The 23,380-nt window shown below is 37.8% G+C and carries 16 protein-coding genes; 12 read left to right on the top strand and 4 right to left on the bottom strand.

Features of this window, described 5'->3' with window-relative positions:
- Window positions 1–283: 283 nt before the first annotated feature.
- Window positions 284–1,483 (top strand): DUF418 domain-containing protein, encoded by a 1,200-nt coding sequence (locus KEM10_RS16890; protein WP_212217210.1) that lies wholly within the window; start codon window positions 284–286, stop codon window positions 1,481–1,483.
- Between the two features lie 36 nt (window positions 1,484–1,519).
- Here the strand turns inward: KEM10_RS16890 and KEM10_RS16885 are convergent, their stop codons facing one another.
- Window positions 1,520–2,656 (bottom strand): methyl-accepting chemotaxis protein, encoded by a 1,137-nt coding sequence (locus tag KEM10_RS16885; protein WP_212217209.1) that lies wholly within the window; start codon window positions 2,654–2,656, stop codon window positions 1,520–1,522.
- Between the two features lie 335 nt (window positions 2,657–2,991).
- Between KEM10_RS16885 and KEM10_RS16880 the strand changes: the two genes are divergently transcribed.
- The 6 genes from KEM10_RS16880 to KEM10_RS16855 all read left to right on the top strand — a co-directional run bounded on the left by KEM10_RS16880 (window position 2,992) and on the right by KEM10_RS16855 (window position 10,345).
- Window positions 2,992–3,558, top strand: a complete 567-nt coding sequence (locus KEM10_RS16880; protein WP_212217208.1) for a TetR/AcrR family transcriptional regulator — start codon at window positions 2,992–2,994, stop codon at window positions 3,556–3,558.
- A 135-nt stretch (window positions 3,559–3,693) separates the two neighbouring features.
- Complete coding sequence (locus KEM10_RS16875; protein ID WP_212217207.1) at window positions 3,694–5,091, top strand: DUF1254 domain-containing protein; 1,398 nt, start codon at window positions 3,694–3,696, stop codon at window positions 5,089–5,091.
- 40 nt (window positions 5,092–5,131) lie between these two features.
- Window positions 5,132–5,599: a hypothetical protein gene (locus tag KEM10_RS16870; RefSeq protein WP_212217206.1), complete on the top strand. Its 468-nt coding sequence runs from the start codon at window positions 5,132–5,134 to the stop codon at window positions 5,597–5,599.
- 504 nt (window positions 5,600–6,103) lie between these two features.
- Complete coding sequence (locus KEM10_RS16865; protein WP_212217205.1) at window positions 6,104–6,673, top strand: TetR/AcrR family transcriptional regulator; 570 nt, start codon at window positions 6,104–6,106, stop codon at window positions 6,671–6,673.
- A gap of 232 nt (window positions 6,674–6,905) precedes the next feature.
- A complete protein-coding gene (locus tag KEM10_RS16860) occupies window positions 6,906–9,299 on the top strand; it encodes an arylsulfatase (protein ID WP_212217204.1) in 2,394 nt (797 codons plus the stop codon).
- 227 nt (window positions 9,300–9,526) lie between these two features.
- The gene (locus tag KEM10_RS16855; RefSeq protein WP_212217203.1) at window positions 9,527–10,345 is read left to right on the top strand and encodes a hypothetical protein; all 819 of its coding nucleotides are present in this window, start codon (window positions 9,527–9,529) and stop codon (window positions 10,343–10,345) included.
- A gap of 265 nt (window positions 10,346–10,610) precedes the next feature.
- Here the strand turns inward: KEM10_RS16855 and KEM10_RS16850 are convergent, their stop codons facing one another.
- Window positions 10,611–11,225 (bottom strand): DUF6261 family protein, encoded by a 615-nt coding sequence (locus KEM10_RS16850; RefSeq protein WP_212217202.1) that lies wholly within the window; start codon window positions 11,223–11,225, stop codon window positions 10,611–10,613.
- A gap of 1,377 nt (window positions 11,226–12,602) precedes the next feature.
- Here KEM10_RS16850 and KEM10_RS16845 point away from each other — a divergent pair.
- The 4 genes from KEM10_RS16845 (at window position 12,603) to KEM10_RS16830 (ending at window position 18,376) form a co-directional block, all read left to right on the top strand.
- Window positions 12,603–15,164: a phosphoenolpyruvate carboxylase gene (locus tag KEM10_RS16845; protein WP_212217201.1), complete on the top strand. Its 2,562-nt coding sequence runs from the start codon at window positions 12,603–12,605 to the stop codon at window positions 15,162–15,164.
- 338 nt (window positions 15,165–15,502) lie between these two features.
- Window positions 15,503–16,288 (top strand): ion transporter, encoded by a 786-nt coding sequence (locus KEM10_RS16840; protein ID WP_212217200.1) that lies wholly within the window; start codon window positions 15,503–15,505, stop codon window positions 16,286–16,288.
- 1 nt (window position 16,289) lies between these two features.
- Window positions 16,290–17,264: an NAD(P)-dependent alcohol dehydrogenase gene (locus KEM10_RS16835; protein WP_212217199.1), complete on the top strand. Its 975-nt coding sequence runs from the start codon at window positions 16,290–16,292 to the stop codon at window positions 17,262–17,264.
- A gap of 62 nt (window positions 17,265–17,326) precedes the next feature.
- Window positions 17,327–18,376 carry an AI-2E family transporter gene (locus tag KEM10_RS16830; protein ID WP_212217198.1) on the top strand — a complete coding sequence of 350 codons (1,050 nt, stop codon included), beginning with the start codon at window positions 17,327–17,329 and terminating at the stop codon, window positions 18,374–18,376.
- A 4-nt stretch (window positions 18,377–18,380) separates the two neighbouring features.
- Here KEM10_RS16830 and KEM10_RS16825 read toward each other — a convergent pair whose 3' ends face one another.
- Window positions 18,381–18,902 carry a lipocalin family protein gene (locus tag KEM10_RS16825; RefSeq protein ID WP_212217197.1) on the bottom strand — a complete coding sequence of 174 codons (522 nt, stop codon included), beginning with the start codon at window positions 18,900–18,902 and terminating at the stop codon, window positions 18,381–18,383.
- Window positions 18,903–19,118: 216 nt separating this feature from the next.
- On the opposite strand from KEM10_RS16825, the gene KEM10_RS16820 reads away from it, so the two are divergent.
- Window positions 19,119–21,071, top strand: a complete 1,953-nt coding sequence (locus KEM10_RS16820) for an LTA synthase family protein (protein WP_212217196.1) — start codon at window positions 19,119–19,121, stop codon at window positions 21,069–21,071.
- Here KEM10_RS16820 and KEM10_RS16815 read toward each other — a convergent pair.
- Window positions 21,061–22,950, bottom strand: a complete 1,890-nt coding sequence (locus KEM10_RS16815) for a HAMP domain-containing sensor histidine kinase (RefSeq protein ID WP_212217195.1) — start codon at window positions 22,948–22,950, stop codon at window positions 21,061–21,063. The two genes, KEM10_RS16820 and KEM10_RS16815, sit on opposite strands and share 11 nt — an antisense overlap.
- Window positions 22,951–23,380 lie beyond the last annotated feature (430 nt).

Below are 23,380 nucleotides of genomic sequence, written 5' to 3'. Positions count from 1 at the left end.
AGCCCTCTTTTTATTTGAATATATTATAAGTTTGGTTTCCAAAAAAGAGAAAACGGTTGATACCTCGCCAAAAATATCAACCACTTATTAACTTAAACCTTTTGTCTACAGCTAAAACAGGGGAGTAATATGGAAGATAATTTAGTATTAACCCGTATTTTGGAATTTTTTGCATCTTCAAAATACTATTAAGAGAGTAAACAAATCAACCATATCTAATAAAGATTTTAACTACCTATGATATTGATTTTTATTTATTTTTGAAAAAGATAATCCTTACAAAATGAATAAAAATCTAACTAATCCTGTTTCAAAGCCACGCATTGTGGTGGTTGACGCATTGCGAGGTCTGGCACTTACCGGAATACTTTTGCTTCATGCACTTGAGCATTTCGACTTTTATTGGCCTGCACAGTATAATCCTATCATTTTGACTGGAGCAGATAAAGTGATTCATGATGTAATATTCTTTTTATTTGCCGGTAAATCATATGCCATATTCTCTGTATTATTTGGATTCAGCTTTTTTATTCAAATGCAAGGGCAGGAGAGAAGAGGTATTGATTTTAGAGGGAGGTTTGTTTGGCGCCTGGTAATTCTTTTAGTATTAGGTTATTTGCATCGCTTAGTTTATACGGGCGATATTCTGATGATTTATGCTATTATGGGGCTGCCTTTAATATTCTTTTATAAAGTACCAACCAAATATTTAATTACGGTGGCTGCAATACTGCTATTACACATTACCCGTATTTATGAGCTGGTTTATAGCTTTATTAATCCTGATTTTGTAATTCAGCGCGATTGGGGTGATTGGGGTACGGCATTTCAAACGTTTTGTAATGGATCATTCTTTGATGTATTGAAGCATAATTCAGCATCCGGTTTTATAACTGTTGTAAAGTGGACGGTGGCATCGGCACGAGTTTACCAGTTGTTTGGTTTATTTGTGGTAGGTATGATACTGGGACGAATCGGTTTTTTTGAGAAATCTACTAAAAATAAAAGGCCGCTTTGGACAATGTTGAGTGGGGGTGTAATAGTAATGATTGTTTTTCTGTTAATCAGTCGCTTTTTACCTGTAATTATTGAAACGAATGACACTCAAAAGTCATTAATTATTGAGCTGGCGGGTATTTTTACCAATTTATCGATATTAACAATCTGGATCAGTGGTTTTATGCTTTTGTATTACCGGTTTGAAAAGGCAGGAATATTCACTGCACTATCTCAATACGGACGAATGAGTTTAACCAGTTATGTTATGCAGCCATTAATTGGAGTCCCCTTGTTTTATGGTTATGGACTTGCTCTTTATCAATACCTGGGTAATACGTTGAGTTTTTTGTATGCAGCCTTGTTTTGGGTGTTTCAGATGTGGTTTTGTCAGGTATGGTTTAAGAAATATAAGTATGGTCCGCTTGAATGGTTATGGCGTGCCTTAACCTACTTTAATTTCAGATTGTCTAACAAAAAGATCTGATCATAGAAAAATGATATAGCGAAGAATCCATGCGCTTTAGTTTGTTTTAAAAAACGAAATTAATTCATTCAGTTTCTTAGACTGATGCATTAGTTGTTCTGCGCTGGCTGACATCTCCTGACTATTGGCACTTGTTTCTTGTGTTATGTTATTTAACTCAGCAAGAGCGCTTGAAATCTGATCCATAGAATGTTTCTGTTCTAAAGCACCAGTATTAATTTCATCAACCAAGGTGGCAGTATTTAGTATTTCAGGAGCCATGTTATTTAGTGAGTCTGAAGCTTCAGTACCCATTTGTAAAGCTGATGATGAGAGGGTATGAATGATACCCGAAAAATGATTGCTGTTTTGAGCCAGGTTGCGCACTTCATGGGCTACTACGGCAAAACCTCTTCCATGATCTCCAGCCCTGGCAGCTTCTACAGCCGCATTTAATGAAAGTATTTTGGTTTGTTCGCTCAGGTCGTTAATCTTGTTGATATTACTTAAGATATTATTGATTGAAATTTTGGTCTCCTCCGATTTCTTTATGTTGTCGTTAATCTTTTTAGCAGCATCAGTAGAAATCTGCTTTGCCTTACCTGCATGGTCGCTGCTTAGTTTAATTATTGCATGTGCTTCTTCCAGCGAACTGCCTATTTCCTCTGTTGCGGCAGCCTGAGTATTGGTTCCGTTTGCCAATAGTTGAGATGTGTGACTAAGCTGTGAACTATGACTAACCACCTCCTGCGAAACGTTTTTTACTTCCTGTATAATATTATTAAGCGATTCAGAAACTTCCTGTATGCTTCGTGATATTTTGCCTAATTCAGTGTTATCCTTTAATAGTTTGTCATCAATAACAATATTCAAATCTCCCTGAGAGAAGTTATGTATTATTTGTTCTACTTCACCAAATGGCTTCTTAATAAGTTTTACCAAAAATAGGAAAGATGCGAATAAGCCACCTAATGCCGGAATAAATAATAAGTAATTGAAAGATAGTGCAAAGGCAAAAGCACTATATGCCATAATTAGTAGGCTGGGCATAAAGGTTAATGCAATCTTCCAGATTACAGAACCTTTTCCGATTCGGTGGGTAACCACAATATATCCAACAGCACTTATTGATAAAAGAATTAAATAAATTTCATACTTATTCAATGAATTGTAAAACGATAGTAGGTTTGGCATCTTATTTCAACTGTAAGGTTTGTATTTGAATTTATTTAAGAATATAAATAATACTAAAGATGAGAAAATATTATGAAAAACCAACTAAGATAGTTAATGATTATGATTACGAAATGCGAATAAATACGTATTGAGTAAAAATAACTGTTAGTTGTACCAATAATTTGGTTGTATGTTGAGATATGAGTTGAGTAAATGGAATATGATATTTGTACTTTTCTTCGTTTGCACTTAAAAAGCAATTTTTTGTAGAAAGCTGCTAAAGTGCTGACATTGCCATATTTTATTTTTAATTTAGAGAGACATAAAGGATTTTAAAGACTTGATAATATTTCATGAATACCAAACCCCTGACATTTCAAAAATGGCTGGAGGCTGCCTACAAAGAATTTGCCTGTTATGGACCAGACTTTAGCCTAAAAGCTCTTTCCGGTAAAGCTGGTCTCCCGCGTGCCACTTTTTATTATCATTTTAATAATAAAGAGCACCTTACAGAAGAGTTATTGGTTTATCATTGCAAAGTGGCTGAGCAATTTAGTAATGAACTAAAAAGAGAAGTATCTGAATTAATCCCTGATTTGTATGAAGTTATGTTTCGTTATAAATTAAATGTCAGGTTTCACCAGCAATTGCTTCGAAACAATCATGTTGAAGCTTTTCAGAATGTTTATACGAGAATAAATACCTGTTCAATCGAGATTTTACTTCCTTTTATTCGTAAATATTTTAATTCGGATAAGTCAAATGTGGATCTTATTGAATTTTTTAATACGCTAACAGGTGCCTGGTATGCAAGGATCAACTTTAAGAATTGCACTGTTGAGTATATGTGTAATCTGGCCATTGAGATTATGGAGCATACCTTGGGTTTATACAATCATCCCAAAGTTAAGAGTCTTTGATTTAGCCAAATTATACTGTATTCACAGTAAAACCTGACACCCCTGTCTAAGTTTCTTCTTTTCGTTATCAGTACTTTTGATTAGTACATGCTTAAGCTGTGATTGATAGCAATAATCAAATTCAAATCTTATAAAATGAAAAACCTTTTCCTACTTACCTTAATGGTATCAGTATTGTTGACAGGGTGTAAGTTTAGCAATGATTCATTAACCCCCGAAGAAGCTAAACAAATTGCCAAAGAAGCCTATATTTATGCATACCCCATGCTGGAGCATTATAAAATGATGTTTGCCATGGCTATGTATCCCGAGTCAGGTGCTTATAACGCTGCGTTTAATATTTTAGTTAATAACAGTACATTAAATGGTCCGCAGGATACTATTATAGTCAGGCCCAATAACGATACATTTTACTCGGCTGTTTGGTTCGATCTGTCTGTGCAGCCACAGATATTATCAGTCCCCGAGATTACCGATGGAAGATATTATTCCTTTCAGATAATTGATATGTATACTTACAATATCGATTATGTGGGTTCGCGTAAAACGGGCAATGGTGCCGGCAAATATATGTTTACCGGTCCGGATTGGGAAGGAGAGGTGCCTGAGGGTATTGATAAGGTCGTACCATCGGAAGGAAATTACCTGCTAGCTTTAGGACGTACGCAGGTGTTTGGTCCTGATGATATAGAGCAGGCGCAGGCGGTGATGAATGGTTATCAGGTTGAATCATTGGGGCAATATATAGGGCAGGATATGCAGATAATGGCATCACCGTTATTGAATCTTCCACCCTACAATCCGCAGAAGGCTAATGACGAAAATTTTATAGGATACTTCAATGCCTTAATGGCAATGGGTAAGATTCATCCATCAGAAAAGGATATGTTTGAACGTTTTGCTAAAATTGGTGTTAAGCCCGGAAAACCATATAATCCGGAAGACTACGATCCGGAGATTATTAAGGCGGTGCAAGAGGGAATTGAGTCAGGAAGAAAAAAGTTTATGGAAGCATCAGCAAGTTTGGGAGAACGAAAAAATCAATGGCAATTGGTGGCCGGAGCTTTTGGAACTCGAAAAGCCATGGAAGGTAAATACCTGACCAGAGCCTCTGCTGCTTACTTTGGTTTGTGGGGCAATGATTTGGAAGAGGCTTTTTATCCCGAATCGACTTTTGATGCTGATGGTGATGAACTGGATGGTTCAAAGCATAATTATATCCTGCATTTTGACGAAGATGAACTTCCGCCGGCAAAATCTTTTTGGTCGTTAACCATGTATAAACTGCCTGAGCAATTGTTGATTGAAAATGAAATTAACCGCTATATAATTGGCAGTGCTACCAAAGGCTTGCAATACAATTCCGATGGGTCGTTGGATATTTATATTCAAAAAGAGAATCCGGGGGAGGATAAAATATCAAACTGGTTACCTGCCAACGATGGATTGTTTTCATTGCAGACTAGAATATACTGGCCGGAACCCAATGCTCTGAATCCTTTGTATGCTATGCCTGCAATTCAGAAAAAATAAATTACAGTAGTCTATATTATATACCTTAAACAATAGAAAAATGAAAAAGCTATTAATTTTATTAGTGTTGACATTGGCTGTTTCGGGCCTGAAAGCGCAAACAAGTAAAGCAGAAGTAGATTATATCCAGTCTATTTTTGGAATGGAGAAAAAAGCCCTGATAGCCGAAGTGGTAAAACCCGACGAAGCCAAACAAACCGCCTTCTGGACTATTTATGACGAATATGAAGGAAAAAGAAAAGAATTGGGGCAAAAGCGTTTTGAGTTACTTGAATCTTATGGTGATGATATCAGCAATCTTACCGATGAAAAAGCTGCCTCATTATTGAAAGAAATGGCAACATTAATAAAGCAAAACGATAAGTTGTTGGCAAGCTATGTAAAAAAGGTGAGTAAGTCGGTAGGTCCGGTGGTGGCACTACAGTTTCATCAGGTGGAGATGTATGTGCTAAGTGAGCTAAGAGTTTCATTGGCCAGTGGCTTGCCTTTTCCTGAAGTGAAAAGATAAACTTATACATTAAGACTAAACTCTAAAAACAGATTTGCTCCTAAAATATCAGGTGGAGCGAATCTGTTTTTTTATGAACTAATATTAATATCAGGAGCTTTTATGCCTGGATGGTTATATAAAAACTCAGAGCTGTCCTAAACATTTTGAGTTTATTGGCGCTTCGCCCAAACCCGACTTCATTTCTTATCTTGATACAAGAAACGAAGCAAAGAAAATCAAGGCTGCACCCACTTCTCTCAAAAAACTACGGCTATTTGATTGAAATCGTTTAAACTCACTACGTTCAAACAAAAACGATTTTTAATCATCAAACTAACCTTGTTTTTTGGTTCACTGGCTGAGGCCTATCTAAAATGCATCTTACAGTAGGACTCTATTTTATTATCTAGGACAGATGTGATAAAAACTAATTGTTTGATGCATCTTATAAATAATGATTTTAAACTATAATCTGTGTATTTTAGACTTTATTACCAACGTTATTAATCATCTATCCCCTAAATGATGAAAACAAAAAGTAAGAAATATCAAAAATGGCTTACTACTGCCTATAAAGAATTTGCCTGTAACGGTCCTGATTTTAGTTTAAATGCATTAGCTGCTAAAGCAAAGTTACCCCGGGCAACCCTTTATTATCATTTCGACGATAAAGAGCATCTGTTAGCGGAGCTTGTTAAGCATCATAAGAGTATCATTGAAGTATACCATAACGACATCAGTAACAATGTAAAGGTGCTCATTCCTGATTTGTACAAAGTGATGTTTAAATATAAAGATGCATTGTTGTTTCATTATCAGCTATTGAAGAATTGCCACATAAAGCAGTTTTGTGAACTGTACAGGGGTAGTAATGAGCGATCATTGATTATTCTACTTCCATTAATTAAAGAGCAGTTTTATTCTGATAAATCAGACAGAGAGATAATACAGTTTTACCACACGCTAACCGACACATGGTATACACGCCTTGATGTTAATAATCTTTCGGTTGAATCAATGGTAGCTTTAGCAATGGAGATTCTGGAAAGTACCCTGGGATTATATCAAGGTAATAAAGTGCTGTGTAATTAAAGGTAGTTGAAAATTTCCTAAATATTTCTGTATCCCTTATATAGAGAGCTATGTAGGTGTAAATCCTGACAGTGTTGTTCATGTTTTAGTGGTTTGTATTGGTTAAATTTGAATGAATCGTACAAGTTGGCAGGCATAAAGTCCATTAATATGTATGTATTGAGTGATTTTGGCTATAGTTTAATTAGCAGTGCTAACCTTTGAAAAAATCAGATTAACCAATTTAACTAACATGAAAAACAAATTTTTAGTAGGCACAGGATTCATACTGATGCTCGCCATTGTATCATGCACACAGGTTCAAAAGAGCGCCATGCAAGATGCCGGCAATGCTATTCCCTATCCAAACAAGGAATGGAAAGGCGTACAGGGGAAAACCCTTACCGATTCAAAGCCCTATTTTATTGGGCAACCCAGTGCGCCCGAGGATGCTCCTAATGTACTGGTTGTTATGCTCGATGATGCCGGTTATTCCAATGCATCATCGTATGGTGGCGTTATGAAGACCCCTACTTTCGACCGTATAGGTGATGAGGGAATACGCTACACCCATATGTCGGTAGCAGCAGTTTGTTCCCCAACCCGAGGTTCTCTGCTTACCGGTTATAATATCCACCAGATTGGAACAGGGATCATTTCCGAGTTTGCCACCGGTTATCCGGGCTACAATTCACAAATTGATTACACCACCCCTTCTATAGCCAAAATTTTAACTGAAAATGGATATGCCACTGCAGCCTTTGGTAAATGGCACAATACGCCTATGGAAGAAGCTTCTCCGGCTGGTCCCTTTGAAAGTTGGCCAACAGGTGTATGGGGTTTTGAATATTTCTGGGGCTTTTTAGGCGGTGAAACCAACCAGTTTCATCCTTTGTTGTATGAAAATACTACGGCTATTGAAACCCCAAAAACCAATGCCGATGGATCTCAATTCCACCTGTCACATGGCATGGCCGATCAGGCCATTAAATGGTTAGATAACTGGAAAGGCTTGCGCGATGATCCGTTCTTTATGTACTATACACCGGGTGCCGTTCATGCACCTATACAGGTTCCTGAAGAATGGCGTGATAAGTACAAAGGGCAATTTGATGAGGGCTGGCATGCTTATAGAGCGCAGCAATTTGAACGTCAGAAAAAAATGGGCCTGGTGCCCGAAGATGCTGAGATGGTTGATTGGCCGGAAAGTATTCCGGAATGGGATTCTTTTAGCGAAGAAGGCAAAAAATATCTTGCCCGTCAAATGGAAGTAAATGCGGCCTTTTTAGAGCATGTCGATTTTCATGTAGGAAGGGTTATTAGCCACCTGGAAGAAATGGGCGAACTGGATAACACGCTTGTTGTTTATTTAACTGCCGATAATGGATGTACGGCTGAAGGTAGCCCAACTGGAACCTTCTCAGAGCTTTTAATGCAGAACGGATTTCCACCACTTACTATGGATCAGCAGCTAGAAAAATTGGAAGAATTCGGAGGACTGGAAGCTTGGGGAGGCCCACATATGGCCAACCACTATTCTGTAGCATGGGCCTATGCGTCATCAACTCCGTTCCAGTGGACCAAACAAATGGCATCGCACTTTGGAGGAACCATGTCGGCTACAGCCATACGTTATCCCAAAGCAATCAAGGCCAAAGGCGAGTGGCGCCGTCAGTTTCAGAATATAACCGACCTGGTACCCACCATACTTGAAGTTACCGGTGTACCTGCACCTGACTATGTAAATGGGCAAAAACGCATTGAGTATCCCGGTAGATCACTGACCTATGCCTGGAACAATGCCGATGCTAAAACCAATCATCCCACTCAGTATTTTGAAATGCTCGGATTTGTAGGCTTGTATCACGAAGGTTGGACACTTTGCGGAAAACCTTATCGAATTCCCTGGTCGGTTGATCCGGCAGCGATGGCTAATTTCGACCCTCTGAAAACCGAATGGGAATTGTATAATATCGATGAAGACCCCATACAGCAAGTAAACGTAGCCGATCAGTATCCTGAAAAAGTCAAAGAACTGGAAAAACTTTTCTGGGAAGAGGCCGAAAAATATGATGTTTATCCTGTGGGTGGTTCATTAGGCAGACCGTTGCAGCCTGAATCGAATCCACAAAGGGAAGCTAAGAAACACTGGGAATTAACACCTAATGTTTATCGAGTGCCGGAACTGGCCGGACCTGAGATTAAATCTACCAACTATAAAATTAATGCCTATATAACTGCCGATAAAACTACTCAAGGGGTAATTTATGCCGTGGGTGAGCACATTGGCGGTCAGGCTTTATTTATTAAAGATGGTAAACTACGCTACAGCTATTCAACGCTCGGTTTATACTGGCACGATTTTAAAGGCAACGTAAAAATCCCTTACGGCGATATAAAAATCACACTGAAACATACCATGAAAGAGCCAAAACTGAATGGCCCATCAACCGTTGAGCTCTTCATTAACGATGAAAAAGTAGGTGAAATGGATATTAAGGCGACAGTATATGGTTCTTATACTGCTCATGAAACTTTTGATATTGGACGTGATGAAGGCATGCCGGTGAACGAAGAATATGAGCATCTTGGCAAATTTAAGTTTACCGAAGGGCAATTGCATAAAGTGGTATTTGATATTAATTGATCCTGATGATCAGAACGTAAATGCAGCTGAGTACAGCGGTATTGACTAGTAGCAGGTTGGGTCACAAATGAACTTAAAACCACTCATAAAACTCATATTCGATGCACGCTTGGATAAGAGCATCGAGTTGGTGTGACCCATCCTATTTTTTAGTACTTGATTGACGTTGATACGCCTGTGATCATTGGTGGCAGAGCAAGCTTCAACGAATTCAAAGAAGATAAATTATGAGAACAATTCAAAGGAGACAAATTATGAGAACGATGAATGTGGCCTTACTAAGTATCTTCCTAACATGGGGCTTGTTATTGCCCTGCGCAGGACAAGACGCTGAGCTACCCGCAGTGTTTAGCGACGGCGCCGATGCCAGGTACGATCGTGTTGACAATGTGCACCAGGTACGATTCGTCGAAATCTTCCTTATCGGCCGTAAGGCAGACACAGGGGACGTAGTTGCTGCCGTCTACAACACCATGTACACCACTCAGGGCATACCGAAGTCGAAGGACACTTCCCCGCAAGCGCTGCTCGAGGGCATCAATTTCGACCAGATTCAGAAGCAATACGGTGTACTCGGTGCGTCTTTAAACGGCCCGAAACTCTGCCTGCCCGATTGGGTGGAAATCGATGTCGGGGCCGAAAGGGATTTCGATGGTCTTGCAGCCGTGTGGTGCGCCCAACTGAACATGGGCAAAAACACCAGCGTGGGAGATATCGCGACCTATAAGCCCGTGACGATTGCCCGAAACAGTGGCTTGGGTTGGAACAAGGGCACGACCGTGATACTCCTGGACGATGCTGAAGGCAACACCTGGGTTATGAAAGGGTTCGAGTTGGGCCTCGAACCGGAATATACGTATGATGAATTCCTGGCCGCCTTGCCAGGAATTTACAAGAAGCTTCCGGAGGGATGGAAGGTTCGGGTAAAGACGCTGGAGAAGGATCTGATTGAGAAGCCGGAAGGTGGAGTTGCCACCATCATGAAGGACGAGTTCTTCAATGTTTATGACAAGACCGGACCAGGTATGACCAACTACAAACCCTAGTCATCCGACATTGGTCGTGATGAAGGTCTGCCGGTGAACGAAGAATATGAGCATCTTGGCAAATTTAAGTTTACCGAAGGGCAATTACATAAAGTGGTATTTGATATTAATTGATTCTGATGAATAGGAAGTCAATACAGCTGATTACAGCATTATTGAATAAGCTATAAAATAGAAAAATCCTTTTTACAAATTAAAAGCCTCACCTGTGTGTTGATATGCACGGGTGAGGCTTGATTTATTATTTCAAATAATGAAAAAGAAATTATTCTACGATATCGTCTTTTTTAATGCTTATTCTTCGCTTAACCTTACTGTTACTATCCGTTATAATCTGATCCACTTTTCGGGCAAAGTCACCAAAATTTTCTTCATCAATCTGTTGCAGGGTATGTAAGTAACCAATTAATTGATCGTTAATGATTTTAATAACCTGGCGTTTTAAGGTAGAAGCATTTTCGTAAGTACCTTCATTCGCTTTGTCTTCTTTATGCTCGATAAAGGTAGTATTGAAATTATTTTGCGATTGTTCAAAGGCTTCGAAACTGGCCACTCCTCCCGAAATGGCTTGAAGAGCCTGCTGCATTTTATCCGATTTCATATCGTTGATAAAAGAGTTAAACATGGATGACTCCGAGGCATAACTTACATGGATAACTTCCAGTCCGTATTTATCCAGAATAGCTTGTATTTGCAAGGCCGGTTCGCTGATAGCCGGATCGGGGTGATGTGTGTTGCCCGAAATAAGGTGGTAAAAATTACGATATTGAGTGTCTCTATCGTTGTCTTTTTCTTCTAATAGCGATTTAGACTTACTTCTCTTAATGGCTTCGTTCAGATTTATTGAAACATTAATGAGGTTTTTGATAATTGTTACCATGTGCGGATGTTCACTTAATTTTGGATTTTTCTGATACAAATCAATAATACCGCTTCAAACATTGTCGGTGTCGGTTGTGCGGGTGCTGCTGTTGATTTTTTCCATTGTACAAGGGTTTTAAAAAATAATTTAGTTCTAAAAGTTATTCAATATGTTCACTAATATACTAATTTAATTTTAATATAATGATAATAATAATAGTTTTAAATAGTTAACAAATCTTTATTTGATTGTTTGTAAATATATTGGTAGATAGTGTTATAGGTGGAATTAAGTAGATGTTACATATTAAACGTTATAATATTTTATCATATAATTTAATGTTGGCGTAATATCTGTTGTATGCTATAAGAAATGAAATAATACCACTGTTTGCAGGTGTCGGTAAGCTACCATATTAAGGGTTGAACTCATGCAGGTGGGTGCAAGGCTTACCCAAAGGCAAAAAAATGCCTTGCACGCTTGGGTAAGCCTTGTCTAAGGTTAAAAAAGTGGGTTGAACAAAGCTGCAAGCGTTTCTTTTAGTTCCGGGGAAGCCTTGAAGGTATGTGCAAGCCTTCCCTGAGTTAGTTGGGAGGCTTGAAGGTTTGTGCACGTCGTTTTTTGGAGTTTTTTGGAGCCTTGCGCAAGCGTGCAAGCCTTGCCAACAAAAAAAGTTGCTGTTGCACAGGTGTGCAAGGGGGGTAAAAGAGACCGAAGACTGAAGACCGAAACGAAACGAGTGCATAATGTTTAAAAGCCATTAGCTAACAGCTGTTAGCCATTAACATGACATAAGTTGTCTCGATACTCTGTAATCACTACTATCTACTGACTACTGACTATGTCAGTCCGAAGTCCGAAGGGAGTGCATAGTTATAAGTGCATAGTGCGCCTTCGACAGGCTCAGGCGGCATTGCTTCTGGTTTCTAATATCTATGCTATGAAACCTACAGAAACCAATAGCTTTTTTGGAACTTTTGTATTGGTAGACGTTAGAAAAACTCCGGAGGAGTTCAATATGAATAGCCCCGGGTGATTGAGCTTCCTGAGCAGCACTGAGCCTGTCGAAGTGTGTCGAAGGAGCGAATGAACCCGGGGATTTGATGAAAAAAAGCCTGCCGCACTCACAAAACTGGTTTGATTCGCTGCTTTATCTGCGGCAGTGTTGGAGGTGTTAGCCATTATTCATTTATTTAAGCTCAATTGTCTGACTTCAATAATACATAATTGAATAAGTTATTAAGTAACAGTGGTGGTATGCTTTGGAATGACTGGCCATTGATATCAATAATCATTAAATTGTAAAAAAAAGGACAAATAATTCGTTTAATTATTTAATTATGTCGTCTACATCTTATATTTTGCGACGATTTTTTAAAGAGAAAATATAAAATTATGAGTGATCAGATCGAAAGGGCTTTCAGAGAGGAAGTAGAGCTGAAATATGAGCTTTATAATAGTTTGTTTCTGACTCTTCCTTTAGATGCCGTTCAGCAAACCGGCCTGTTGTTGCCATTGTTGAATGATGCTTGCCAAAAAGGTTTGGCAGAGGGTTTGTCACCCGCAACCATTATCAGAAATTTCTTTGCAGAACATAAACCCGGTTTTACCGAAGAAGATCAGGTGAAGTTTTTATTTAAGGTGATACAATATGTCGAACGTCAGATTGTATTGATTGACGCCTTGGAAGAAGCAGCCTACAAAAAAATTCACCGTATTGGTAAACACTGGCAACGTATTAAAGACAAAGTACAGCGTAAGAGTTTAGAAGATCAGCTGGAAAAAGTATTGGAATCGTTTGCTATACGGGTAGTGCTAACGGCTCACCCAACACAGTTCTATCCGGGTAAGGTGCTGGCTATCTCAACCGATTTAATGGATGCCATTAGAAAAGGTGATGTGGCTTATGTGCGCGATTTGTTGCAGCAGCTTGGACAAACACCTTTCTTCCGTAAACAAAAACCAACTGCTTACGACGAGGCTCATGCCTTGATATGGTACCTGAGCAATATCTTTTATCCGGCCATTGGTGAGATTATGGACAATATCTCCAAAACACTGGCCGATCATCATCAGATGGGCAAATTAATTGCCATGGGATTCTGGCCTGGTGGCGACCGCGATGGTAATCCATTTGTAACGGTTGATACCACTATCAAAGTTGCCAAGCGCTTAAGAGCCGCTGTTACTTCGTGTTACTACGAAGATTTAAAACTGCTGAAGCGCCGCTTAAGCTTTCCGGGTATTTATGAGCTGATGAATGAGCTGGATGTAATGTTCACTGATGAGTTGTCGAACTCAAGCGGTGAAAAAAATATCGATTTAAATACTTTAATTGCCAAACTCGAAGAGATTGAGACTATGTTAACAGATAGTTACGAAGGTCTCTTTCTTGATCAATTACAATCGTTCCGCAGAAAAATAAACCTATTCGGTTTTTACTTTGCCAGTATCGATATTCGTCAGGATAGCCGTATTATTCACAAGGCATTTGATGCTTTGGTGGAGAAAAATCCAGGGTTGCTTCCTGCTGATTTCGATAGTATGGATGCGCAACAAAAACTCGATGTTTTGCTTTCGTTAAATGCTGATGTGGAAATAGAGGGTATGGAAGATCCGGTGGTTCAGGATACGCTTCGTTCGTTTGGAGTGATGAAGACCATTCAGGAACAAAACGGAGAAACAGGTGCTCATCGATATATTATTTCTAACTGCCGTGGTCCATTGGATATGGCTCGTGTTATGGCAATGGCTAAAATGTGTGGCTGGAAGAGCGATGAGGTATCGGTTGATATCGTGCCACTTTTCGAAACTATTGATGATTTAGAAGGAGCAGGTACTTCCATGACTACCATCTATAATCATCCAATATATAAAGCGCATCTGCAGCGCCGGAAGAAACTTCAAACCGTAATGCTTGGTTTCTCTGATGGAACCAAAGATGGTGGTTACTTAACTGCCAACTGGTCTATTTATCGTGCCAAAGAAGATATTACCGAAGTTTCGCGTAATGCCGATGTTGAGGTAATGTTTTTTGATGGTCGTGGAGGACCTCCGGCTCGCGGTGGAGGTAATTCTCATCTTTTCTATTCAGCCATGGGTAAAAAAGTGGAGAATAAGCAAATTCAAATGACCGTTCAGGGGCAAACCATCAGCTCGCACTACGGTATTAAGCAGGCGGCTATCAATAACCTGGGACACTTATTGTCGGCAGGTATGGAGAATAATCTGTTCAATCATCAGGCCGCTGAACTGGATGATAAGCAGCGTGCTTTATTTGAGCAATTATCGTCGGATAGTTACAATAAGTACGAGTCGTTGAAGCAAAACGATTTGTTTATGCCTTTCCTCGAAGAGCGCAGTACACTTAAGTATTATGGCTTGGCTAACATAGGTAGTCGTCCTTCTAAGCGCGGAAAAGACTCGAAGTTAAATTTCGATGATTTAAGAGCCATTCCGTTTGTGGGAGCCTGGAGTCAGTTGAAGCTGAATGTACCTGGTTTCTATGGTTTAGGAACAGCGCTAAAAGCACAACAAGATGCCGGTAACTGGGATGCTTGTGTAGATTTATATAACACATCGGTGTTCTTTAAAGCATTGGTTGCAAATAGTATGCAGAGTATGAGTAAGTCAAACTTTGCATTAACTCAGTATATGTCTGAAGACCCTAAGTTTGGTGAGTTCTGGAAACTAATTCACGATGAGTTCGAACTGACTAAAAAAATGGTGTTGAAGATTTCGGGATACAACGAATTTTTGGAAGACAGTGCCCGTAGCCGCATGAGTATTAGTTTGCGCGAGCGTATTGTACTACCATTATTGACTATTCAGCAGCATGCCTTAATTCAGGTGGACAAGAAGAGTCAGGAAGGTGATGATAAATTTAAGGATAAATATGAAAAAATGGTGATCCGCTCATTGTTTGGTAATATTAATGCCAGCCGTAATTCGGTTTGATCATATTTTAACTAATCATACAATGCAGCCCCGGTTTTTATCGGGGCTGTTTTTGTTTTGTAGTAAGTTGTTGCGTACTATCATTTATATTCGACGAAGTTGCAAACTTAACCGAGCGATGGGAATCAAAAAGTAGTTGTAGGCTATTATTTACATTCAACAAAGCTTCAAACTTCGCCAAGCTGGCTATGCTTGAATCAGCAACCGCTACTTCAAAAATCTTAATTTGTGAATCAAAATTTTATTGTAATCTGAATCTCAAAATTTAAATCCAATTCAGGTAATTAATATATTTAGGCATTGATTTTGTTAAATTCCGCATAAAAATATACTCGACAATGCTAAAAAGACTATTCCTGAACGATCGCTTTATTCTTACCCTTATAATTATCAATGTCTTCTTTCTTTTTGCTGAAGGTTATCAGGATCACAATCATGGAATATGGTATCTTACTTTTTTGGATAATCTTATTACCATTCTGTTTATTGCAGAAGCAGGGGTGAAGATTTCGACCTGGGGAAGCAAATATTACTTTAAAAGTAAATGGAACCGTTTTGATTTTACGCTGGTGTTATTGTCGTTGCCGGCACTTATTACTTACCTGTTTAAGGTTGAGTCTTTTGATGTGAGTTACCTGCTGGTTTTTCGTATCTTAAGGGTTTTTAAATCATTCCGTTTCTTTCAGTTTATTCCCAATGTAAACACCTTAATGAGTGATGTTAAACGGGCTATGAAAGCATCTGTTTTTGTGTTGTTGGGCTTTATCATCTTTATTATTGTAACCGGTATATTATCGCATTATATTTTTGGACCAAGTGGCTCCGATATGTTTTCAAGTCCCATGAAATCATTGTATTCAACTTTTAAGGTATTTACCATTGAAGGCTGGTTTGAAATACCGGAAGAAATTATAGAACATTACGGAGCTGTTGAATCTTTCTTTACTTATCTGTATTTTATAGTTATTGTTCTGTTAGGAGGTATTTTAGGTTTGTCGCTGATCACATCTATTTTTGTTGATTCGATGGTGAGTGATAATAACGATGCTTTGGAACAGAAAGTGGTTAACCTGGAATCGAAGATTGATGTTTTACTCGATGAAATTCGAACATTAAAAAAGTAGAATGAAAGCCATCACCTACTTAAAATATGGAAATCCGGAAGTTTTGGAATACAGCGAAATTGCCAAACCAAAACTAAAACCTAATGAAGTATTAATAAAGGTGCAGGCTGCGTCTGTTAATTCGCGCGATTGGGATATGTTAATCGGGCACCCCTATGTTTATCGCCTGTTATTCGGACTTTTCAAACCCAGGTATAGAATTATAGGAACAGATATTTCCGGAATAATTGAAGAGACAGGTGACGAAGTGTCGGATTGGAAACCTGGAGATGTTGTATACGGAGCCAATCCTGATGGTGGTTATGGAGCTTTTGCTGAATTTATATCGTTGCCTTCGAATAAAATTGTTCGAAAGCCGAATGAAATGACAATGGAGGAGGCCGCTGCAATCCCCGAAGCCGGACTGCTGGCGTATCAGGCTTTGTATTTGAAACGGAAGATTCTACCAGGAGACAAAGTGTTGATTAATGGGGCAGGAGGAGGAGCAGGAACTTATGCTGTTCAAATGGCTAAAGGAATGGGGGCACTGGTAACTGCTGTAGATTCTGAAATAAAGGTGAGTGCAATTCGTCGTTTAGGTGCTGATGAGGTATTGAATTATCAGCAGATTGATTTTGCACAAAAGGAAGGAAAGTATGACCTTATTCTTGATTTTGTGGCTACTCGCACTTTCTTTCAGATTAGGAAAAAGTTAAATCCGAATGGTGTTTATATAGTTGTTGGTGGCAGTGTAACTAAGATTTTATCTTTAATGTTTTGGGCAGCATTATTGCCAAAATCACAAAGGAAGAAGTACAGCTTATTAGCTTACGAATTAAATGCTAATCACCTGAAAACAATTAATGAATTGTACACAGCTAAGATTATGAAACCCATAATTGATAAAGTCTTTGCTTTACAAGACGCATCATCAGCAATGGATTATTTTAATAGAGGTTCATTTGTTGGTAAAATTGTACTTAAAGTTCAATCCTAACACTCTTATTGAGATTTATTTCAATAATTACCTATCTTGTGCTTTGTAAATAATTATAAGAAATGAGTACAAGCAAAACCTCCCTGTCTGTAATAATCGCATCTATTATTGTAATCATAGCCGGAGTAATGGCAGCCAAATCAGTTATTCTACCTTTTGTATTGGCTGTTTTTATTAGTGTTATTTGCATGCAGCCAATAAGTTGGCTTGAGAAGCGAAAAGTTCCTTTCGGATTGGCTGTTTTTATTGTTCTCATGGTGGTGGCTATGATATTGATTTTATTGGGTGGCATAATTGGGCGTTCGCTTAATAACTTCATGAAAGATGTACCTAAGTATGAAGAAAATCTAAGAAGTATGTTTACTTCGATTATTGATAGCCTAAATGCCATTGGTGCAGATATTGATTCTACTCAGTTAATTGATTTGATTGATCCGGGTAAGTTAATTAGTTTTACTACAGGTGCTTTGGGCGAGATTGGTCGTTTAATGTCTGATTCGTTCATTATACTATTGATTACGGTATTTGTCTTATTGGAAGCTAAGTCTTTTATTAATAAAGCAATTGTTGTACAAAAGCACTACGGAACATCATTGAGTCACTTCAATCAGATAGGAAATAGCATACGTCATTATCTGTCTATCAAAACTATCATTAGTATTTTAACAGGTCTTTTTATTTGGTTTTGGTTGTGGCTATTCGGAATTGATTATGCTATTCTTTGGGGAGTAATCGCTTTCCTGCTGAACTATATTCCAAGTATTGGTTCTATCATTGCTGCTGTACCTACCATTTTATTAGCCTTGGTGCAACAGGGTGTAGGAGCTATGATTTGGACAGCGGTAGGTTACCTGATAGTGAATACTGTTATGGGTAATGTTGTTGAGCCGCGTGTGATGGGTAAGGGCTTAGGGCTATCAACCCTGGTTGTGTTTATGTCGTTAATTATATGGGGTTTTGTATTTGGACCGGTTGGAATGTTCCTGTCTGTACCTCTTACAATTACTTTAAAGATATTTCTTGAGCAAAGCGAAAAAACACGTTGGTTGTCAGTGCTTATTGGTAGTGGTCAGGATTCCAAGCGATTGCTTCAGCGAGATAAAGATTTGTAAATGGTTAATTGCAATTGTGCCGGGTGATGTGTAGTTGATCGGTGGCAAACTCCAGTTCATTTGCCTTTGAAACTAATTTGTTGAATACGCTCTCAGGTAAGCTGGAGGTGCGTGACAATATCCATAAATATTTTCTGGATGGATCACCAACCAACGCATACTGATAGTTGTTATCTAAATCAATTATGTAATAGTCACCATAAAACGGACCAAAGAAACTAACCTTTAACCTTCCCGGGTGTTGAGTGTCGGGCACTTTAGCTTTACCTGTTGCCGTTTCCTTTTGCATTCCATCTGTCAGGTTTATTCCTTGATTCAGAACTTTAATCGTTCCGTTGTTATTTAATGTATAGGTGGCAGTAACACATTCAAGGTCTTTTTCAAATCGGTTGGGTAAACGGGCTATTTCATACCAGGTTCCCTGGTACCGGTTCAAATCTACTTCTTTAACGGTAGGTAGTTCTTTGTTTGAGTTACATGCAACTGTTAAAAGGGCTATTGCCAATAGTGTTAATTGAATTTTCATGAGGTTTTGTTTTGAGTAAAACCACCATGTCTGCTAAGTTGTTTTAATGTTGAAGGATTAATTTTGGTTCAACTAAAAATCGTTTCGTACATAAAAAACGACTATTTATTCTTATTTAAGATTTAATTAATTGTAAAGTTTGTAGCTTTGTCAGTTGATTTTACGCCATGTTGTTCTGATACGAAGAATCAATTGGCAGTGTGATAGAATAGCTTTATGAAAACATTAAATATACCTTTCCTTAATAACAAATTAGAGCGTAATGAATACCTGGTGCTCTTATATCGATTTCTGTACCTTATTGTTTTTTATTCGGTATTTCGTTTAATCTTTTGGGGCTTAAATATTGATCTTTTTCCTTCGGTTTCTGTCAAAGGATTTTTTAATATAATGAAAGGAGGATTGGTATTCGACCTTGCTGCTTTGTTATACCTGAATGCTATATATGTGGTTTTTTATCTTCTCCCGCTACCATTTAAATTTGGTAAGGCTTATCAATCATTTTTAAAATGGGTTTATATGATTGTCAATAGTGTGGGATTGGCTTTAAATAGTACAGATATCATCTATTACCGTTTTATTTTAAAACGCACTACCTACAATGTTTTTGATATAGTAAAGAATGAAGATAATATGGGCCGCTTGTGGGTGCAGTTTATTATTGATTACTGGTATATTGCCATATTGTTTATAGCTTCTGTATGGTTATTGTCAAAGCTGTATTCCAGAATTAAACCTCGTCCTATTGCTTTTAGCAGAAGCTGGCTGGTTTATCCAACAGCAGTGGTTTCCTTAGTAGTATTTACCGGCTTTAGTGTGGTGGCCATCCGTGGTGGTTACCGTCATTCTACCCGCCCGATGACTATGAATAATGCGGGTAAATATGTGGAACAGGCTGAGCAAATGAACCTGGTGTTGAATACACCTTTTTGTGTGATTCGTACCTGGGGAAAAAGAGGTATTGAACGTAGGAATTACTTCGGGCAAGATGAATTGCTGGACATTTATAACCCGGAATATAAATACGATATTAACACAGCGAATAAAACAAAAAAGAATGTAGTTATCATTATTCTTGAAAGCTTTAATCGCGAATATGTTGGTGCCTTAAATAAGCAGCTGGATAATGGAAATTATAAAGGCTATACTCCATTTCTGGACTCATTAATTAGCGAGTCATATACAATTGAGCACGCTTATGCAAACGGATTTAAGTCGATAGATGCTTTACCATCGATTATTGCTTCAGTACCGTCATTAGAGTTACCCTATATTGTTTCGGAGTATTCAACCAATCGCATTAATGGTTTACCAACTTTGTTGAAAAAAGAGGGATATAACAGTGCCTTTTTTCATGGAGCCGCCAATGGATCAATGGGTTTTGATGCTTTTGCAAAGATGGCCGGTTTTGATCGATATGTAGGTAAAACAGAATATGCAAACGATGAGGATTACGATGGTATGTGGGGGATATGGGATGAACCGTTTTTTCAGTTTTTTGCTGATGAAATGGATCAGATGAAACAACCTTTCTTCACCACTTTGTTTTCTTTATCATCGCATCATCCGTTTAAGGTTCCTGAAGAATATGAAGGTGTTTTTCCAAAAGGAAAATTGCAGGTACATCAATGTATTGGGTATACCGATATGGCTTTAAGAAAATTCTTTGAAAAGGCCCAAAAAATGGATTGGTATCAAAACACCCTGTTTGTACTTACCGCTGATCATAGTACAGCCACCTATTTTAAGTCATCAAAAAATAATATTGACTGTTATTCAATTCCTATGTTGTTTTTTGCCCCGGGTGATAGTACATTAAAAGGAATGGATAAAAGAGTGGCTCAACAAATCGATATTCTGCCTTCAGTTTTAAGCTATGTAAATTACGATCAACCTTTTGTTTCGTTCGGTAACAACATCTTTAATGAGGACGATGAGCGTTTTGTTATTGGTTATCGCGATAGTAATTATCAGTTTCTAAAAAATGATACCATTATTCATTTCAACGGTAACAAGGTAACTGCGGTGTATGATATCGCATCAGACCGAATGATGAAAAACAATTTGATAAAAGAAGCAACGCCAAAAGCTATTGAGCAGGAGTGTAAAGGTTTTCTTCAACAATATAGCAACCGAATGATTGATGATGGTTTTAGTATTAACCAGTAGGCAAGGAGAAGTAAAATACAGAACCTTCATTGGGTTTACTCTCTAGCCATAATTTGCCGTTTAATATATCGGCAATTCGTTTGGATATAGCCAGTCCCAACCCGGCACCATCGTTAATTGTGTTACTTTGATCAACCTGCCAGAAAGGTTCAAATACTGATTGGGCATCACTTTCGCTAACGCCAATGCCTGTATCTGAAACATAAAATATTACTTGATGATCCTCCTTCTTAAAACCAATCTTAATGATTCCTGAAGGGGTATATTTAATGGCATTTGACAATAGATTATTTAATACTTGTTGAATCAAAAGCGGATCACTATCAAATAGAATATCTGAGTTTGCCTTTTCACTTTCGTTATAAATGATGATTTTTTCACCTGAAGCATACGAAAATAAATCAAAGGTACCAGTAACTAATTGCATGGCCGATAGGCTTGAAATATTAGGTTTGGTCATACCTGAATCCATCTTTGAAACTTCAATCAGATTATTGAGTATAGATAAAAGCTGTTGGCTGTTTCTGACAATAATATTCGAATAGGTATTTAAAACAGGATCAGCAAGATCTTCTACTTCTATGAGCTGAGCAAAGCCCATAATGCTGTTCATAGGTGTTCTTATTTCGTGACTGATATTGGCCAGAAAGGATTTTGTCAGGCGCTCGCTTTTGGATGCTTTTTCCAGCGCAATTTCAAGTTTTGAATTGGTTCTTTTTAATTCTTTTTTCTCCGATTTTAAGTCAAAGTTAGCTTGATTCAGTTTGTCGATTACATCACTTAATTGTGTTTGCATGTTCTGAAAACTTTGAGCCAAATGGCCTATCTCATCTGTTCTGCTTATCAGGTTTTGATCAATTTTAGTATGAAGCTGGTTTTGCCAAAGCTGGTTTGCTATGCCTGTTAAACGTATGATTGGATGGGTAATGCGATTGGCTACAATAGAAACTACAACCAGAGTTAAAAGTAGTATGATTATACTCAACCAAACGGTATTGGAACGAATCACATCTAAAACGGAAAGCAGATCTTTTTGAGGAATAATCATAACCACCTTATATTTGGTGGTTCCAACATTCATTGAGGCCAGTTCGTATTTAGTGTCGGCCAGTATTATATGTTGCACATAGGAATGATTATTACTTTTTACAATGTTTTTTACAGTTTCTTCACCTAAACAGTTAGATAGTTGTTGGTTTATTTCAAGGGAATCTTCCGACATTATAATTTTACCACTCTGATCAATAAGCCATAGAACTGCATTGTCAGATGATTTATTTTTTTTGAACTTATCTACCAAGATGGATGGATCTATTCCAATGCCAGCAACGCCTATGGGATTATTAATGTCTCCCATAAGAACATTCACAAATAAAATAGTTTCGTTTAATTCTTTATTGTAGTCGAAATTGAGGGCACTTTTTTGTTTGCTTATAATAGCATCAAAAAACCATGAATCATCCGGGTCATCTTTAGATACTATATCCAGTAATTTGAAGTTTTCACGCCAGTATTCATGTGTTTTTTTACTAACAGCAAAAACCGTAGTATATCCAAACTGTTCTTTAAGTTTATTGAGTCTTTCTAATGCAAGTTCTTTTAGTTGATCATTGGGTTCCGGAGATTCAAACCATTCAATAAGAATTGGATCATCAGCCAAAATTTCTGAGGTTTCTATTGCTCTTTCTAAAAGAGCCTGAAGTGAACTTTGGTAGGCACGTAAAGTTGTTATTAATTGCTTTTCGTACGCATCTTTCATTAAAGATCTGCTGACTGAAAAATAGTGTACCCACCCCAAAACCATTATGGTTAGAAATACAAAAGCACCAATTGTAATGGCCAAATTGGTCCTGATATGTCTCAGTTTTAAATTTATCATAGATGGTTTTGTATAAATTGGCCGCACTAATTTCAAAACTAATAACGAATTGCCCAAGTATTTGTTGGTATTGTTATACTAAATATTGAAATAATTACATATAACGTCATAAGAGTAGAGGTAAAAAGTAAACAAGTTGTTCACTATCGGCAAAAGAATCAATGAAAGGATGTGTATTTATGTGTAAAAATGTATTCCAATTTTAGTTCATTAAGCCGATAAGCTAACATTAAGTTAATATTCAAACATTGGATATTCGAACATATAGTTTTGGTTATTGATAGCAAATAGAACAATAGGATTTGGAAATCATTTTAACTTCAAGAAAATAAGTCGTAAGCACAAATACGTTATTTTTTTATAAAGACTGTAAATATATCTGACAGGAAACAATTCAATAACAAATCAATTAACATTCCTTAGAGAAATT

The sequence above is a fragment of the Carboxylicivirga linearis genome (assembly GCF_018271995.1).
Taxonomy (GTDB): domain Bacteria; phylum Bacteroidota; class Bacteroidia; order Bacteroidales; family Marinilabiliaceae; genus Carboxylicivirga; species Carboxylicivirga linearis.
The sequence above is the reverse complement of the archived record's forward strand: the minus strand, read 5'-3'. Positions and strand labels throughout refer to the sequence as shown.

Bases quoted from the DNA above. Each gene is read 5' to 3' on its own strand.
- KEM10_RS16825 (WP_212217197.1), bottom strand. From the start codon at position 18,902: ATGAAAATTCAATTAACACTATTGGCAATAGCCCTTTTAACAGTTGCA.
- KEM10_RS16865 (WP_212217205.1), top strand. From the start codon at position 6,104: ATGATGAAAACAAAAAGTAAGAAATATCAAAAATGGCTTACTACTGCC.
- KEM10_RS16845 (WP_212217201.1), top strand. From the start codon at position 12,603: ATGAGTGATCAGATCGAAAGGGCTTTCAGAGAGGAAGTAGAGCTGAAA.
- KEM10_RS16870 (WP_212217206.1), top strand. From the start codon at position 5,132: ATGAAAAAGCTATTAATTTTATTAGTGTTGACATTGGCTGTTTCGGGC.
- KEM10_RS16890 (WP_212217210.1), top strand. From the start codon at position 284: ATGAATAAAAATCTAACTAATCCTGTTTCAAAGCCACGCATTGTGGTG.
- KEM10_RS16855 (WP_212217203.1), top strand. From the start codon at position 9,527: ATGAGAACAATTCAAAGGAGACAAATTATGAGAACGATGAATGTGGCC.
- KEM10_RS16875 (WP_212217207.1), top strand. From the start codon at position 3,694: ATGAAAAACCTTTTCCTACTTACCTTAATGGTATCAGTATTGTTGACA.
- KEM10_RS16815 (WP_212217195.1), bottom strand. From the start codon at position 22,950: ATGATAAATTTAAAACTGAGACATATCAGGACCAATTTGGCCATTACA.
- KEM10_RS16880 (WP_212217208.1), top strand. From the start codon at position 2,992: ATGAATACCAAACCCCTGACATTTCAAAAATGGCTGGAGGCTGCCTAC.
- KEM10_RS16860 (WP_212217204.1), top strand. From the start codon at position 6,906: ATGAAAAACAAATTTTTAGTAGGCACAGGATTCATACTGATGCTCGCC.
- KEM10_RS16840 (WP_212217200.1), top strand. From the start codon at position 15,503: ATGCTAAAAAGACTATTCCTGAACGATCGCTTTATTCTTACCCTTATA.
- KEM10_RS16835 (WP_212217199.1), top strand. From the start codon at position 16,290: ATGAAAGCCATCACCTACTTAAAATATGGAAATCCGGAAGTTTTGGAA.
- KEM10_RS16885 (WP_212217209.1), bottom strand. From the start codon at position 2,656: ATGCCAAACCTACTATCGTTTTACAATTCATTGAATAAGTATGAAATT.
- KEM10_RS16830 (WP_212217198.1), top strand. From the start codon at position 17,327: ATGAGTACAAGCAAAACCTCCCTGTCTGTAATAATCGCATCTATTATT.
- KEM10_RS16850 (WP_212217202.1), bottom strand. From the start codon at position 11,225: ATGGTAACAATTATCAAAAACCTCATTAATGTTTCAATAAATCTGAAC.
- KEM10_RS16820 (WP_212217196.1), top strand. From the start codon at position 19,119: ATGAAAACATTAAATATACCTTTCCTTAATAACAAATTAGAGCGTAAT.